14 protein-coding genes are annotated in these 14,748 nt (G+C 55.3%); 11 read left to right on the plus strand and 3 right to left on the minus strand.

Annotation, left to right across the window (positions count from 1 at the left end; translation table 11 throughout):
* Nucleotides 1-76 precede the first annotated feature (76 nt).
* From U869_RS0101465 to ubiA, 6 genes are all read left to right on the plus strand, one after another.
* The gene (locus tag U869_RS0101465) at nt 77-1,051 is read left to right on the plus strand and encodes an alpha-amylase family glycosyl hydrolase (protein WP_025119585.1); all 975 of its coding nucleotides are present in this window, start codon (nt 77-79) and stop codon (nt 1,049-1,051) included.
* The gene (malK, locus tag U869_RS0101470) at nt 1,044-2,159 is read left to right on the plus strand and encodes a maltose/maltodextrin ABC transporter ATP-binding protein MalK (RefSeq protein ID WP_025119586.1); all 1,116 of its coding nucleotides are present in this window, start codon (nt 1,044-1,046) and stop codon (nt 2,157-2,159) included. Before U869_RS0101465 ends, malK begins: the two co-directional genes overlap by 8 nt.
* A gap of 29 nt (nt 2,160-2,188) precedes the next feature.
* Nucleotides 2,189-3,484, plus strand: a complete 1,296-nt coding sequence (locus tag U869_RS0101475; protein ID WP_029987241.1) for a maltoporin — start codon at nt 2,189-2,191, stop codon at nt 3,482-3,484.
* Nucleotides 3,485-3,596: 112 nt separating this feature from the next.
* The gene (malM, locus tag U869_RS0101480; RefSeq protein WP_025119588.1) at nt 3,597-4,499 is read left to right on the plus strand and encodes a maltose operon protein MalM; all 903 of its coding nucleotides are present in this window, start codon (nt 3,597-3,599) and stop codon (nt 4,497-4,499) included.
* Nucleotides 4,500-4,760: 261 nt separating this feature from the next.
* On the plus strand, nt 4,761-5,285 hold the full coding sequence (gene ubiC, locus U869_RS0101485; protein WP_025119589.1) for a chorismate lyase: 525 nt from the start codon (nt 4,761-4,763) through the stop codon (nt 5,283-5,285).
* Between the two features lie 17 nt (nt 5,286-5,302).
* Nucleotides 5,303-6,169: a 4-hydroxybenzoate octaprenyltransferase gene (gene ubiA / locus U869_RS0101490; protein WP_025119590.1), complete on the plus strand. Its 867-nt coding sequence runs from the start codon at nt 5,303-5,305 to the stop codon at nt 6,167-6,169.
* A gap of 180 nt (nt 6,170-6,349) precedes the next feature.
* Here the strand turns inward: ubiA and plsB are convergent, their stop codons facing one another.
* A complete protein-coding gene (gene plsB / locus U869_RS0101495) occupies nt 6,350-8,815 on the minus strand; it encodes a glycerol-3-phosphate 1-O-acyltransferase PlsB (RefSeq protein WP_025119591.1) in 2,466 nt (821 codons plus the stop codon).
* Nucleotides 8,816-9,095: 280 nt separating this feature from the next.
* Between plsB and U869_RS0101500 the strand changes: the two genes are divergently transcribed.
* From U869_RS0101500 to U869_RS0101515, 4 genes are all read left to right on the plus strand, one after another.
* Nucleotides 9,096-9,464, plus strand: a complete 369-nt coding sequence (locus U869_RS0101500) for a diacylglycerol kinase (protein WP_025119592.1) — start codon at nt 9,096-9,098, stop codon at nt 9,462-9,464.
* Nucleotides 9,465-9,586: 122 nt separating this feature from the next.
* A complete protein-coding gene (gene lexA, locus U869_RS0101505; protein WP_021180815.1) occupies nt 9,587-10,195 on the plus strand; it encodes a transcriptional repressor LexA in 609 nt (202 codons plus the stop codon).
* Nucleotides 10,196-10,305: 110 nt separating this feature from the next.
* Nucleotides 10,306-11,655 (plus strand): MATE family efflux transporter DinF, encoded by a 1,350-nt coding sequence (gene dinF, locus U869_RS0101510; RefSeq protein ID WP_025119593.1) that lies wholly within the window; start codon nt 10,306-10,308, stop codon nt 11,653-11,655.
* A gap of 301 nt (nt 11,656-11,956) precedes the next feature.
* Entirely contained in the window at nt 11,957-12,166 is a 210-nt protein-coding gene (locus tag U869_RS0101515; RefSeq protein WP_024483982.1) for a CsbD family protein, read from the plus strand.
* A gap of 115 nt (nt 12,167-12,281) precedes the next feature.
* Here the strand turns inward: U869_RS0101515 and zur are convergent, their stop codons facing one another.
* Both zur and U869_RS0101525 read right to left on the minus strand, forming a co-directional pair.
* Complete coding sequence (zur, locus tag U869_RS0101520) at nt 12,282-12,791, minus strand: zinc uptake transcriptional repressor Zur (RefSeq protein ID WP_025119594.1); 510 nt, start codon at nt 12,789-12,791, stop codon at nt 12,282-12,284.
* 327 nt (nt 12,792-13,118) lie between these two features.
* Entirely contained in the window at nt 13,119-13,400 is a 282-nt protein-coding gene (locus U869_RS0101525) for a DUF5339 domain-containing protein (protein ID WP_025119595.1), read from the minus strand.
* A gap of 272 nt (nt 13,401-13,672) precedes the next feature.
* On the opposite strand from U869_RS0101525, the gene dusA reads away from it, so the two are divergent.
* Nucleotides 13,673-14,713, plus strand: a complete 1,041-nt coding sequence (dusA, locus tag U869_RS0101530) for a tRNA dihydrouridine(20/20a) synthase DusA (RefSeq protein WP_025119596.1) — start codon at nt 13,673-13,675, stop codon at nt 14,711-14,713.
* The last annotated feature ends 35 nt before the right edge of the window (nt 14,714-14,748 follow it).

Below are 14,748 nucleotides of genomic sequence, written 5' to 3' on the forward strand. Positions count from 1 at the left end.
GATTACCCCTTCTTGCCATTACCTCACTATTGGCAACATTGATTTTCACCGCCCAACGCTGCAGGAAGCCGTACCTATGTCACCAATGCGTACCGTCACTCACCCCACGTTGTACCGGATCCATCCGGTCAGTTTCCGCGATGGAAACGGCGATGGGGTGGGCGATGTGCGCGGCATGATGACGGCGCTGCCCTATCTGAAAGCACTGGCGGTGGACGGGCTGTTATTGCCGCAGGCGTTATCGCCAGAGGCGGGTGCGGAAGTGGCCGGGCACGGGTTGGCACTTTGGCACAGTGAAGGTACTCAGCGTATCTGCCGCAGCGCTGCTCCCGAACGGCACTATGCACGCAGCGCGTTGGCGCTGGAAGTAGCGCCGTTCAGCTGCGAAAAGCTGGTGGAGGTATTGCATACCCATCGCCATCGGCTGGGCGAGAAAGTCTGGAGCACCGGCGAAATCGATCAGCCGCGGGTGGTCAGCCACTGGGGGCAAGGCGATCTGCGTTCTGCGCAGGCTTTCCTGACCCTGTTAGCCTTGCTGCCCGCTCCCATCTGTTTGTATCAGGGTGAGGAGCTGGGCCTGCCGCACGCGGCAGATCTGCAAGAACCGCTGGGGGCACAAACCCCAATGCCTTGGCATGAAGCTCCGGAGCAGGTCACCGCAGGAGAGATCCACTGGTATCAACAGGTGGCGATAGAACACCGTGCGCTGGCCATCAGCCGCCAGCAACACGACAGTCATTCAACTTTGCGTTACTGCCAGGCCCTGTTGGCCCTGCGTCAGCACCCGGTGATCCAGTGCGGGGTGCTGGACCAGGTCAGCCAGGAAAATGGCGTCATTCGTTTACTTATTACCCATCAGGATCAATGTCTTGAAGCGCTGATCAACCTACAGCCTTATACTCAGCCGGCCGCACCGGCTGAGGCGACCAAGCCTATGGCCTGGCAGTACGGTGCGCAGCAAGAGGGTCATCAATGGGTCTTGGCGGGCTTCGGTTCCGCCATCTTTACACAAAATGTTAACTGCGAAAGCAGGGGAGTAACGCATGGCTAGCGTCACACTGCGCAGCGTTTATAAGGCCTTCGGTGAGGTAGTGATTTCCAAGGACGTCAATCTGACCATCGATGACGGTGAGTTTGTGGTGTTTGTCGGGCCATCCGGCTGTGGTAAATCGACGCTGCTGCGCATGATCGCCGGGCTTGAGGATATTACCTCTGGCGATCTGTTCATCGGCGAAAAACGGATGAATGAGGTGCCGCCTTCCGAGCGTGGCATTGGCATGGTGTTCCAGTCTTACGCGCTGTATCCACACCTGTCCGTGGCCGACAACATGTCGTTCGGTCTGAAACTGGCTGGGGCCAAAAAAGCGGAGATTACCCAACGGGTCAATCAGGTTTCAGAGGTGCTGCAACTGGCGCACTTGCTGGATCGCCGTCCAAAAGCCCTGTCCGGTGGGCAGCGTCAGCGTGTCGCGATTGGCCGCACGCTGGTGGCTGAACCCGATGTATTCCTGCTGGACGAACCGCTTTCCAACCTGGATGCCGCACTGCGGGTACAGATGCGCATTGAGATCTCACGTCTGCACAAGCGCTTGCAGCGCACCATGATTTACGTCACCCACGATCAGGTCGAAGCGATGACGCTGGCCGACAAAATCGTGGTGCTGGATGCCGGGCGCGTGGCCCAGATCGGCAAGCCGTTGGAGCTTTATCACTATCCAGCCAACCGCTTTGTCGCCGGCTTTATCGGTTCGCCAAAGATGAATTTCCTGCCGGTGAAAGTGACCGGAGTGGAAGCGCAGCGGGTGCAAATCGAACTGCCGATGCCCAATCGCCAATTGGTGTGGTTGCCGGTTGAAGGGCAGGGCATTGAAGTTGGGGCCAACCTCTCGTTGGGCATCCGGCCAGAGCATCTGTTACCGAGTTCTGAATCTGAAGTGACATTGATGGGTGAAGTACAGGTGGTGGAGCAACTCGGTAACGAGACGCAAATCCATATCCAAATTCCGGCAATTCGTCAAAACCTGGTTTACCGCCAGAACGACGTGGTGCTGGTAGAAGAAGGTGCAACATTCGCTATCGGCCTGCCGCCACACCGCTGCCACCTGTTCCGCGAGGACGGTACGGCGTGTAAACGGCTGCATCAGGAACCGGGTGTTTAAAGCATCAAGGTCTGTATAACAGGAGAATAATGATGACTACTCTGCGCAAACTTCCTCTGACTCTGGCTGTCGCCGCTGGTGTCTTATCCTCACAAGCGATGGCGGTGGATTTTCACGGCTATGCGCGTTCCGGTATCGGTTGGACCGGGAGCGGCGGTGAGCAACAGTGTTTCCAGACAACCGGTGCCAGCAGCAAGTACCGTCTTGGTAACGAATGTGAAACCTATGCGGAACTGAAGCTGGGTCAGGAAGTGTGGAAAGAGGGCGACAAGAGCTTCTACTTCGACACCAACGTGGCCTATTCCGTATCGCAACAGTCTGACTGGGAATCCACCAGTCCGGCCTTCCGTGAAGTGAACGTGCAGGGTAAAAACCTGATTGACGCGTTGCCAGGTGCCAACATGTGGGCCGGTAAGCGCTTCTACCAGCGTCATGACGTCCATATGATCGACTTCTACTACTGGGACATCTCTGGTCCTGGTGCCGGTCTGGAAAACATCGATCTGGGCTTCGGCAAGCTGTCTGCTGCCGTAACCCGTAACACCGAATCCGGTGGTTCTTTAGGTTATATCGACAATCAGCGTGACGAGCGTCCAACCGTCAACGACACCTTCGACCTGCGTTTGGCTGGCCTTGAGCTGAATCCGGGCGGTACGTTGGAACTGGGTGTGGATTATGGCCGTGCCAATGAACAGGACGGTTACCACCTGGCCGACGGGGCAAGCAAAGACGGTTGGATGTTTACTGCGGAACATACCCAGAGCATCCTGAGCGGCTACAACAAGTTTGTGGTGCAGTACGCTACCGACTCCATGACTGCGCAGAACAACGGCCGCAGCCAAGGTGCCTCCATTGATGACAACGGCAAGATGATCCGCGTGCTGGATCACGGTGCCATCGATTTCAACGATGACTGGGCAATGATGTACGTTGCCATGTATCAGGACATCAACCGCGACAACGATAATGGCACCACCTGGTACACCGTGGGCGTGCGCCCAATGTACAAATGGACGCCAATCATGAGCACCCTGATGGAAGTCGGCTACGACAACGTGAAGTCTCAACGTACCGGCGATCGTAACGGCCAATACAAAGTCACCTTGGCACAACAGTGGCAAGCGGGTAACAGCATCTGGTCCCGTCCGGCGATCCGTGTCTTCGCGACCTACGCCAACTGGGACGAGAAGTGGGGCTACGCCAACAACGATTCCGGCGCAGGGTATAACGCAGGTACAGCCTATAACGATACCAGCATGCATACCTTCAGCCGTGGTAAAGACAGCGAAGTCACCTTCGGTGCCCAGATGGAAATCTGGTGGTAATACTGGCTTGACGGGAGGGCGCCTGCACGCCCTCCTTCTTACTGTTTGACCGGCAGTCGTGCGCTTGCCTGCCCACTGCCGGGATGCACGCTCAAAGCGAGAGGGTATAACAATGAAAAAAAATCTACTGTCACTCTGCCTGTCTCTGGCGTTGACCGTCGGCGTACCGCTGGCGACCTATGCCGATACCCCGGCCAACGTTTCCGTCGCACCGGCCATCAGTGCTTCCACCCTGCAAAGCTTGCCTTGGCAGCCGTTGGTACCGCCGGTAACTCAGGATGTCCAACTCAATAACGTCAGCCCACAGATCAATCAGGGCCAGATCCAGGGTGCCGTTGCCGCATTCACGTTGCCAGCCGATCGCGGATCGCTGGAGATCCAACTAAGCAGCCTGGCCGGCAAGAATTCGATCTATGCCCCTAGCGTATTGGTGCTCGATGAACACATGCGCCCGGCAGCCTATTATCCGAGCAGCTACTTCGTTTACCAGCCTCCGGGCGTGATGTCTGCCGATCGGCTGGAAGGCACGTTGAAACTGACCCCGGCACTGGGGCAAAAACAGATTTATATGCTGGTGTATACCACCCAGCAGGATCTGGCTAAAACCACCACGCTGACCAACCCGGCCAAGGCCTACGCCCAAGGGGTAGGTAATGCGGTGCCGGATATTCCGGATCCGATCGCCAGCCACAGCACCAGCGGCACGCTGAAGCTGAAGGTGACCGCAGAGCAAGGGGCCAGCAACATTATGATTGGTATGTTGCAGTCGGCTCCGGCAACGCCACCGGTAGTGGTGGGAGCCACCGCACCGGCAGTTGCGGCACCTGCACCGGTTGCCGTCGTACCAGCAGAGCCGATGCTCAATGACACTGAAGCCTACTTCAATAACGGTATCAAACAGGCCATCAAGGCTGGGGATATCGATAAAGCGCTGAAGCTGATGAATGAGGCTGAAAAACTGGGTTCCACCACCGCACGAGAAACGTTTATTAGTAGTGTGAAAGGCAAGGGGTAGTCCCCCACGCTACCGATGCTGGCTTGATGATTGGTGCGCTTCGGCGCACCTTTTTTCATCTGTGGGCCAGCATCTTGTCAGTCAGATCCACGCTTGCCCCTCACTGTACCTCCAAAAGAGTTTTCCCCTGATAAACGGCAATGCGATACGCCACGAATCTGCCTGCCGCTTTTGCATTTCTGCGTTACAATGGTTTTCTGTTAACAGTTTGTATGGTTTGGCGCGGCACGCAGGGCGTAGCCTCCGGCCTGGAGTAGCAACATGTCTGGCACTAGGGACCCCATCCTGCCGCCGATTGAGTGGCTGTCTGAACATTCCTCAATACCTGCCGCCGTTAGCGATTGGCTGATGGAGCCAGGTTCCATGACCCGCCGTTTTGAGTGCCACTGTGGCCGCGTGCAGGTAGAACCGCAGCGTGAATGTTTCATCACTCGCGACCAGCTTCTTGCCGAAGAGGCGGCTCATTTGCCCCACAGCGAACGCTATTGGCTGCGTGAGATTGTGTTACTGGGTGATGGCGAGCCTTGGCTGTTGGGACGTACGGTGATCCCGCAAGAAACCCTGACCGGGCCGGATTTGGCACTGGTCGATCTGGGAACGCTGCCGCTGGGCCGCTATCTGTTCAGCAGCGAAAGTTTAACGCGCGATTATATCCATGTTGGCCAGCAGAAGGATCTGTGGGCGCGGCGTTCTCGCCTCCGTCTGGCGGGAAAACCATTATTACTGACGGAACTGTTTCTACCGGCCTCTCCACTGTATGCGGTGGAACAGGACACTCCGGCATAATTAGGGGAGAAAGCACTTTGGAAGGGAGCGTGATTCAAAGCAAATGGCAGGCCTATAGCCATCTGATGCGTATCGATAAGCCGATTGGCACGCTGTTATTGCTGTGGCCTACCTTGTGGGCATTGTGGTTGGCAGGTGGCGGTGTTCCTTCGCTGTCGGTATTACTGGTGTTTGCGCTGGGCGTGTTCCTGATGCGCGCCGCTGGCTGCGTGGTAAATGACTATGCCGATCGTGCATTTGATGGCCATGTAAAACGCACCGCAGGCCGCCCGATGCCGAGTGGCCGTGTCAGCGAAAAAGAGGCCAAAATCCTGTTTGTCTCGCTGGTGCTGGTTTCCTTTGCGCTGGTATTGACGCTGAACGCCATGACCATCTGGCTGTCGCTGGCGGCTCTGGCGCTGGCCTGGGTGTATCCGTTTATGAAGCGGGTGACCAATTTGCCGCAGGTGGTGCTGGGGGCCGCGTTTGGTTGGTCGATCCCGATGGCCTATGCCGCCGTAAGCGAGTCGCTGCCACTGAGTTGCTGGCTACTGTTTCTGGCCAACATCTGCTGGACGGTGGCTTACGATACGTTGTACGCCATGGTCGATCGCGATGACGATCTGAAGATTGGCATCAAATCCACGGCGGTGCTGTTTGGCCGTTATGACAAGCTGATCGTCGGGGCATTGCAGTTCGCTACGCTGCTGCTGATGCTGTGGGTGGGTTATCTGATGCAGTTGGGGGGCGCGTTTTACTGGTCGCTGTTGCTGGCAGGGGCCTTGTTTGTCCATCAGCAAAAGCAGGTGGCTGGCCGCGATCGCGATGCCTGTTTCCGCGCCTTCCTAAATAACAACTATGTTGGTCTGGTGCTGTTTATCGGTATTGCGCTTAGCTACGTTTGATTTGCCTTCACCCCAACCCTCTCCCACAGAGAGAGGGAGCTAGTTCAGCGTCGTGGGCAGGTAAGGTGGCACGCCGAAGGGGCGCGGCATGCTGCGCCAGTGCCAAGGTCAGATTCGGGAGTCAATGAGTAGCACACACAGTCCCCTCTCCCTGTGGGAGAGGGTTAGGGTGAGGGGGTGTTACTCGGCTTCTTTTTCCACTTCTGCGGTCAACGCTGGGGTATTGGTTTCCTCCGGCATGTTGACGCTTTCGATGGTCAACTTGATTTCCGGGGTGATCAGATCGCTCAACATGGTGTAAACCTCCATGGTGTGCTCGCGGATCGCATCGCCAATGTCGTTGATAAAGCCTTCTTCGCGCAGCGTCGCCACCAGGGTGGAGAACACCGCCTTGTCGAAGAATTCCGGTGCGTTGATGCCGTGTAGCACCGACAAACGCTGGGCCATAATGCGGCTCTCTTTCTCCAGGGCACCCCGGTTGATACTTGGGTTGGCGCTGAGGATCGACATGGTAATGGCATAGCGTTGCAGAGTTTCACGTACCCCGGCGGCCAACAGTTGCAACGGACGGATGCGCGTAGGGTTCAGCACCAGCTCATCGCCTTTGCTACAAATCAGCTGCTGACGTATCAACTCTTCGATCAGCGGTTGCAGCACTTCTGCCAGCTGTTCTTTGTCGTAACGTAGGAACAGCTCGGCCTTCAACATCGGATAGATCAGGCTGACCTGACGCAACAGTTCAACGCGTGACACGCGGCGGTGATGCATCACGATAGAGGCGATCAGCGAAGGCAGCACCAACATATGATGAATGTTGTTGCGATAGTACGTCATCAGCACCGCTTGCTCGCGCGGCAGAATGATGATGTCGCCGATGTTGTCTTTCTCCACTTCAAACTTGTTCATGTTTAAAGCGTGATCCAGCAACTGGTCTGGCGTTTGTGTGGGTACGGTAGCGTCGGGCGCGTAAGGCACGTTACGCATCAGTTGCAGGTAGCACTCCAACTGCTCAAGCAACTGCTCACGGGTCAGCGAACGTTGGCGTGAGGCCAGCAGCGCGGTTGAACACAGGTTCATGGCGTTGGCGGCGGCGGCGTTGTTGATGCGCACCATGATCTGAGCAGCCAGATCGTTGACCGAAGGCGTCAGCCAGCTTGGGCGTTGGGCTTCGATGGGATCGATAGACTCGCGCCAATGTGGGACGTTCTGGTTCAGGTAGGTGGTCAACGGCAGCGGTTCGCCAAAGTTCACGTAGCCTTGGCCAAGGTTACGCAGTTTGCGCAAGCCACGCACCATTTGCAGCAGGCTCTCTTTCTCTTTGGTCGCCCCACGTAGTTCTTTGGCATAGGTGCCCACTTCCATCACGTGCTCGTAACCGATATAAATCGGCACCAGGGTGATCGGACGGGTACCGCCGCGCAACATGGCCTGAATGGTCATCGACAGGGTGCCGGTTTTCGGCTCCAGCAGACGACCGGTACGGGAACGCCCACCTTCAACAAAATATTCTACCGAATAGCCACGGGTGAACAGTTCACCGAGGTATTCACGAAACACGGTTGAATAGAGCTTGTTGCCCTTGAAGGTACGGCGGATAAAGAACGCGCCCAGGCGGCGGAAGATCGGCCCGGCAGGCCAGAAGTTCAGGTTAATACCCGCGGCGATATGTGGTGGCACCAGACCTTGATGGTAGAGCACGTAGGACAGCAGCAGATAGTCCATATGGCTGCGGTGACACGGCACATAGACGATCTCGTGGCCATCCTGCGCCAACTGACGCACGCGTTCGGCGTTGGTGACGTTGATGCCCTGATACAGGCGGTTCCAGGTCCAGCTCAACACGCGATCGGAAAGGCGTACCGTTTCATACGAGAAATCGGCAGCGATCTCTTCCATCAGCGCTATGGCGTTCTGCTGGGCCTTTTCATGGGAAATCTTTTTGCTGCGTGCTTCGTCTTCGACCGCTTTCTCAATCGCTTTGGAGGCCAGCAACTTGTTGAACAGATCCTGACGGGCAGGCAGGCTTGGCCCGACGGCGGCCAGGCGCTGGCGGGCGAAGTGCATGCGTGCGACACGAGCCAGTTTTTGCGCGATGGTCTTATCGGTACCGTGTTCGGTCGCCATGCGGCGCAGTGACACGGTATTGGAGAAACGGACAAAACTGTCGCGCCCCAGCCACAGTACCGCGAAGAACTTCTGTACGCCGTTCAACAGGCGCAGATGTGGCGTGCCGTGGCCTTCGCGCCCTGGGGAGCGGCCAAACATCACCGATACCGGCAACATCTGAATATCGAGATCCGGGTTGCTGCGGTGCAGATCCAGATAATCGTGGAACAGTTTTACCGATTCTTCTTTTGGGGTGTAATAACGGAATACGCGCGGGCCATCGTGGATAAACACGTAGCTTGGCAGCACGGTGCCATCGATTTCCAACGGGTTAAGGGGGTCGGGCAGATCTTGCGCCAGGCACTGGGTGCGCAAGGTGAGTAAATCCGCCTTGGAATTATAAGGTAAAACATACAAAATCGGTCGTGAGGGATCCAACCCTAACTCCGTGACCGGATCTGAAGGGATAACCTTACTTCTTACCAGCATTTTTAGTGGTAAGTTCAATATCTTATAATAGATTTTACGCCAACCTGACATAACAACGTGAAGCCTCTTGTTAGCAATGCGCCGCAAGCATACCAGAAACCCGGTAGCAGATCTGTGGCGTTGGGAAATCCGCAACCTTATACGGCAACGGAAGTACATAGCTGAATTATACCCGATGGCTTGCAAGATGTAGCTAGGCAGCAAAGGTATTCCTGGCTTGTTGTATACTGCGCTGCGATAAAATGTGATTGGGCTGGCAAATCTGTCTGGAACGTTACGGCTGGCAACACCACTAATACATGACTCATCCTGGAGAAAGGCGTTCTTAACTATGGCAAATCAAGCAACGGGCCTGACACGCATCATTAAAGCGGCGGGTTATTCCTATAAAGGCCTCATCGCGGCCTGGCAAAACGAAGCCGCATTCCGTCAGGAACTGGTGGCGACCGTGGTGGCCATCATCGTGGCGGTTTGGCTGGATGTGGGGGCGATAGCGCGCATCTTGTTGATCGGCTCGGTGCTGCTGGTGATGATTGTCGAAATCCTCAACAGTGCGATTGAAGCCATCGTCGATCGGGTAGGAACGGAATATCACGAGCTTTCCGGGAGGGCCAAAGATATGGGGTCGGCGGCCGTCTCGCTGGCGATCATTCTGGCGCTGTTCGTTTGGGCTTCGGTGCTTTGGCAGCATTTGGCGTGAAACCGGCAGGTATCGTTGCGATCCCGCTCGCTACCTGCTGATTTTTATTTATTCTTCGGTTCCCAATCCTGACTTAGCTGTATATACTCACAGCAAGACTGTATAAACAAACAGGGGGCGGAATGAAAGCACTAACTACCAGACAGCAAGAGGTCTACGACCTGATTCGCGATCATATTTCGCAAACGGGCATGCCACCGACGCGTGCCGAGATCGCAATGCGCCTGGGGTTCCGCTCACCGAATGCTGCAGAAGAACACTTGAAGGCGCTGGCTCGTAAAGGCGTTATCGAGATCATCTCCGGCGCATCACGCGGTATCCGCCTGTTGATGGAAGATGAAGAAGGGTTACCTCTGGTGGGCCGCGTGGCTGCTGGTGAACCTCTGCTGGCTCAGCAGCATATTGAAGGGCACTATAAGGTTGATCCTTCTCTGTTCAAGCCGAATGCCGATTTCCTGCTGCGCGTCAGCGGCATGTCGATGCGCGATATCGGCATTCTGGATGGCGATCTGCTGGCGGTACACAAGACTCAGGACGTACGTAACGGCCAGGTTGTTGTCGCCCGCATTGAAGACGAAGTGACGGTCAAGCGCCTGAAAAAGCACGGTAACGTTGTTGAGCTGCTGCCGGAAAACAGTGAATTCCAACCGATCGTGGTCGATCTGCGCCAGCAGAACTTCACCATCGAAGGCCTGGCGGTGGGTGTGATCCGCAACGGCGACTGGATCTAACCGCTTTAGCTCGAATTGCTGCCTTTAAAACGGCAAACTTCGCCCCAACTCTGGGGCGATGTCATTTCTGAACGACGCTAAAACCCATCTTTGTACGGGAACATATCGTTATGCGCCTGCTTTCTGCCTTCACCAGTGATACCGACAAAGCGCTGTGGCGCCTTGCGTTGCCGATGATCTTCTCCAATATTACCGTCCCATTGCTTGGCCTGGTGGATACCGCGGTCATCGGCCATCTCGATAGCCCTAGCTATCTTGGCGGGGTTGCGGTTGGTTCCATGGCCACCAGCTTCCTGTTTATGCTGTTGCTGTTCCTGCGTATGAGCACCACCGGGCTGACGGCACAGGCGTTGGGGGCGCAAGATCCTTACCGGCTGGCTCGCGCCTTTATGCAGCCGCTGTTGTTGGCACTGGTCGCTGGGGGGGCGATTGTGTTGCTGCGAACCCCGTTAATCGACTTGGCGTTGAACATCGTGGGGGGAGATCGGGACGTTTTGCTGCAAGCCAGGCTATTTCTGGAGATCCGTTGGTTAAGTGCCCCGGCGGCGTTGGCCAATATGGTGCTGTTGGGCTGGCTGTTGGGAGTGCAGTATGTGCGTGCGCCGGTGATCCTGCTTATTGTCGGCAACCTGCTGAACATCGTATTGGATATCTGGCTGGTGATGGGGCTGGGTTGGAACGTACAAGGGGCCGCCACTGCCACGGTGATCGCAGAGTACGCCACGTTGTTGCTGGGGCTGTGGTTAGCCTGGCGGGTTCTGCGCTTACGCGGTATTTCGCTGGTGATGCTGCGTACCGCCTGGCGTGGGGATCTGCGCCGCCTGCTGGCGCTCAACCGTGACATCATGTTGCGTTCGTTACTGCTGCAACTGTGTTTTGCCTCGTTGACCATTCTGGGAGCTCGAATGGGCGGGGAAGTGGTCGCGGTGAATGCGGTGCTGATGAACCTGCTGACCTTTACGGCTTATGCTCTGGACGGTTTTGCCTACGCGGTGGAGGCCCATTCCGGTCATGCCTATGGGGCAAGAGACGGGCGGCAACTGCGTAAAGTATGGCGTGCTGCCTGCCGGCAGGCGTGCCTGGTTGCCTGTGGCTTTGCGGTTATTTATCTGTTTGCCGGGCAACAGATTGTGGCGGCTTTAACTTCATTGCCGGAGCTGCGCGCGTTGGCCAATCATTATCTGCCTTGGCAGGTGGTGCTGCCTCTGGTGGGGGTTTGGTGCTACCTGTTGGATGGCATGTTTATCGGTGCCACCCGTGGCGCAGAAATGCGTAACAGCATGGCGGTCGCGGCGGTGGGCTATGGGCTGACGCTATTTACCCTGCCGGTATTGGGCAATCACGGTTTATGGCTGGCTCTGGCGGTCTTCCTGGCACTGCGTGGGGCTGCCCTTGGTTGGGTATGGCACCGTCATAGCGTACGTGGAACCTGGTTTTCTTCCTCGGTGAGCGGAGGGTAATACTCACCGGACAGAACAGATTGGCTGATGATATCGGCCGGTTGTTCACATTTTGTTACATGTGTCGTGAGTGGTTTTGGTTCGCTTGCTTATTGTTTTAATGGCGTTTTTTGCTATTAAGAGTTTTCCTAACCGCATTTCATGCTGTCTTTCCGTTTGATTGGCTATAGTTAATCACGTGGCTGGCGAATTAAGCCCACGCTTAATTGGCAACAGGACGCATTAGAGAACCTTAAATTTGACTCAGTTAAGTCCAGCCAGATTTATCTAAAACTGACAACCATAGAGTAACGGAGAGATTATGAACAAAGATCAAGCCGACGGTAACTGGAAGCAGTTTAAAGGTAAAGTGAAGGAAAAATGGGGCAAGCTGACCGATGACGATATCACCGTTATCGAAGGGAAACGCGAACAGCTGGTCGGTAAAATCCAGGAACGCTATGGCTACCAGAAAGAGGCAGCCGAAAAAGAAGTCAAAGCCTGGGAAGAGCACAGCAAGTATCGTTGGTAGCGCGATGAGCCGCTGACTATCGCGGCGCTACGACACCATCCGGCCTGGCAGATTTCCCCCCTGCCAAGGCCACGGGAACAAGGATGTACCCGCTCCCTCCTGTAATCCAATCCGCTTATTTTTTCTTGATCACAATGCTGTGGTCATGATCGCAATCGTGTTTGCTGTCGCAGCTTTCTACCACCACACAGGCGGAGCACAGGCCGTGAGCTTCAACTACGCTGTGACGCAGGACAAACCCCGATTCTTGAGCCAGTTTCTGCAAGGTCTCTTCCACCCCTTCGGTGGTGCGCTCAGTAACCTGCCCGCAACGATCGCAGATAAACAGGGCGGAGGTGTGCATCGGCTGTTCGAAGTGATGGCACAGCACATAGCTGTTGGCCGATTCGACGCGATGGATAAACCCCTGTTCGAGCAAGAAATCCAGTGCACGATAGACCGTAGGGGGTTTAGCCTGCGGTTCTGCGACACGCAGTAAATCCAGTAAATCATAAGCGCTGATGGCCCCGGGTTGCTCAGCCATCAGGCGTAACACTTCCAGCCGTTGCGGGGTCAGTCGCACGTTGCGTTGCTGACAGAGTTGTTCAGCCTGCGCGAGCAGCTTTTCCTGGTTGGTTGAGTTCATGGCAATTATCCGGCTACGCAAAGAAGCCGATTTTATCATGTTTCAACGCAATCGCCGAGAGTTGCCCCAGTTTCCCCGGATAACGTGACAAAACGGGCGATTTTCTGGAGCTATGCTAGCCAGAATGAGATGCAGATCACTATGTACTGTTTGTGGGGCGTGACTGGATTATTTTATTGGTAATGAGAGCGTTGCGACAGGCACTAAGCTTTAGATTGAAGGGAGAGGGGCGAGTCAATAATTGACCGTATGGCTTGGGGAGCGCTATTCGAATACGGGCCTGGTGGAGACCCGTAACAACTACCGGCGTAGACTTACTTGAGATATTTATTTAAGACCCATGGAGGCCTTCATCTTACCCATCATCTCAATCCCTTGCTGACAAGCGGGATCTTGCTGTTCAGCTGGCATAGCGGCCATCTGCTCTTTGGCTTGATCCATCTGGGCTTTCAGCGCATCCATCTGCGGCTTGGCGGCTTCATTTTTAGAGGCTTCAACGATTAAATCGTCAACTTCGCCAACGTACTTTTTACAGGTGTCGGTTAATTCACCGGCCAAAACGGATGATGACATGGCTAACATACTGAAGATAATTACAAACTTTTTCATAAAGCATCCTGCTATTAATATTCCATCCCAGTGATGGTGGTAGGATTATCTTTAAACGCAGGTGATAAAACAAGCAACTGAAAAAAAATAGGATTATGTTTAATTGAAGCGGCTGACAAGCCTTCTCCCATCTCGCCACGTGGGGGCGCTGCATGCTGCGCCCGTCGGACTTAGGCCATTGCTGTATGATATAGTAAGTCATGCCTCTCTCTCCCCTAACGATTTAAACGGCTGAGTGATAGAGAACGAAAAAATACACAGAACGAGCGAACATGAACCAGGACCACGAAAAAACCATCCCTGCTAAATCAGCGCACCAGCCAGGCAAATACGCCGCCAATCGCTTCTCCATTGCCCCGATGCTGGACTGGACCGATCGCCATTGCCGTTACTTCCATCGCCTGCTGAGCAAGGAGACGCTGCTGTACACCGAAATGGTGACCACCGGTGCGATTATCCACGGTAAAGGTGACTACCTGGCCTACAGCGAGGAAGAACATCCTGTGGCGTTGCAGTTAGGTGGCAGCGATCCGGCTGCATTGGCGCATTGCGCCAAACTGGCGGAGCAGCGTGGCTATGACGAGATCAACCTTAACGTGGGTTGCCCATCCGATCGTGTGCAGAACGGCATGTTTGGTGCTTGCCTGATGGGGCAGGCGACGTTGGTGGCCGATTGTATCAAAGCGATGCGTGACGTGGTGTCGATCCCGGTGACGGTCAAAACCCGTATTGGCATCGATGATCAGGACAGCTATGAATTTCTGTGTGATTTTATCTCCATCGTGGCTGGGCGCGGGGAATGCGACATGTTCACCATTCACGCCCGCAAAGCCTGGCTTTCCGGCCTGAGCCCGAAAGAAAACCGCGAAGTCCCGCCGTTGGACTATCCGCGCGTTTATCAGCTGAAACGTGATTTCCCGGCATTGACCATCGCGATCAACGGTGGAGTGAAAACGCTGGAAGAAGCCAAACAGCATCTGCAACATCTGGACGGCGTGATGATGGGGCGCGAAGCGTACCAAAATCCAGGCATTCTGGCGCGGGTGGACAGCGAGATTTTCGGCCGCCAGAGCGAGGTGAAGGATAGCGTAGCGATTATCGAATCGCTGTATCCTTACATTGAACGCGAACTGGCGAACGGCACCTATCTGGGCCACATCACCCGTCATATTCTTGGTCTGTTCCAGGGTATTCCTGGCGCGCGGCAGTGGCGTCGTCATCTGAGTGAAAATGCCCATAAGCCGGGAGCCGATGTGCGCACCGTCGAACAGGCGCTGGCCTTGGTGCGTTCACCACGTACCGAAATGGCGTAATTTGTAAAAAGATTGACTAAAAGTTGGTTTTTTTG

The organism is Serratia sp. H1w (assembly GCF_000633355.1).
Taxonomy (GTDB): domain Bacteria; phylum Pseudomonadota; class Gammaproteobacteria; order Enterobacterales; family Enterobacteriaceae; genus Chania.

Excerpts from the sequence above, each read along its gene's own strand:
- U869_RS0101465 (WP_025119585.1), top strand. The coding sequence starts at position 77 with ATGTCACCAATGCGTACCGTCACTCACCCCACGTTGTACCGGATCCAT.
- malK (WP_025119586.1), top strand. The coding sequence starts at position 1,044 with ATGGCTAGCGTCACACTGCGCAGCGTTTATAAGGCCTTCGGTGAGGTA.
- U869_RS0101475 (WP_029987241.1), top strand. The coding sequence starts at position 2,189 with ATGATGACTACTCTGCGCAAACTTCCTCTGACTCTGGCTGTCGCCGCT.
- malM (WP_025119588.1), top strand. The coding sequence starts at position 3,597 with ATGAAAAAAAATCTACTGTCACTCTGCCTGTCTCTGGCGTTGACCGTC.
- ubiC (WP_025119589.1), top strand. The coding sequence starts at position 4,761 with ATGTCTGGCACTAGGGACCCCATCCTGCCGCCGATTGAGTGGCTGTCT.
- plsB (WP_025119591.1), bottom strand. The coding sequence starts at position 8,815 with ATGTCAGGTTGGCGTAAAATCTATTATAAGATATTGAACTTACCACTA.
- U869_RS0101500 (WP_025119592.1), top strand. The coding sequence starts at position 9,096 with ATGGCAAATCAAGCAACGGGCCTGACACGCATCATTAAAGCGGCGGGT.
- lexA (WP_021180815.1), top strand. The coding sequence starts at position 9,587 with ATGAAAGCACTAACTACCAGACAGCAAGAGGTCTACGACCTGATTCGC.
- dinF (WP_025119593.1), top strand. The coding sequence starts at position 10,306 with ATGCGCCTGCTTTCTGCCTTCACCAGTGATACCGACAAAGCGCTGTGG.
- U869_RS0101515 (WP_024483982.1), top strand. The coding sequence starts at position 11,957 with ATGAACAAAGATCAAGCCGACGGTAACTGGAAGCAGTTTAAAGGTAAA.
- zur (WP_025119594.1), bottom strand. The coding sequence starts at position 12,791 with ATGAACTCAACCAACCAGGAAAAGCTGCTCGCGCAGGCTGAACAACTC.
- U869_RS0101525 (WP_025119595.1), bottom strand. The coding sequence starts at position 13,400 with ATGAAAAAGTTTGTAATTATCTTCAGTATGTTAGCCATGTCATCATCC.
- dusA (WP_025119596.1), top strand. The coding sequence starts at position 13,673 with ATGAACCAGGACCACGAAAAAACCATCCCTGCTAAATCAGCGCACCAG.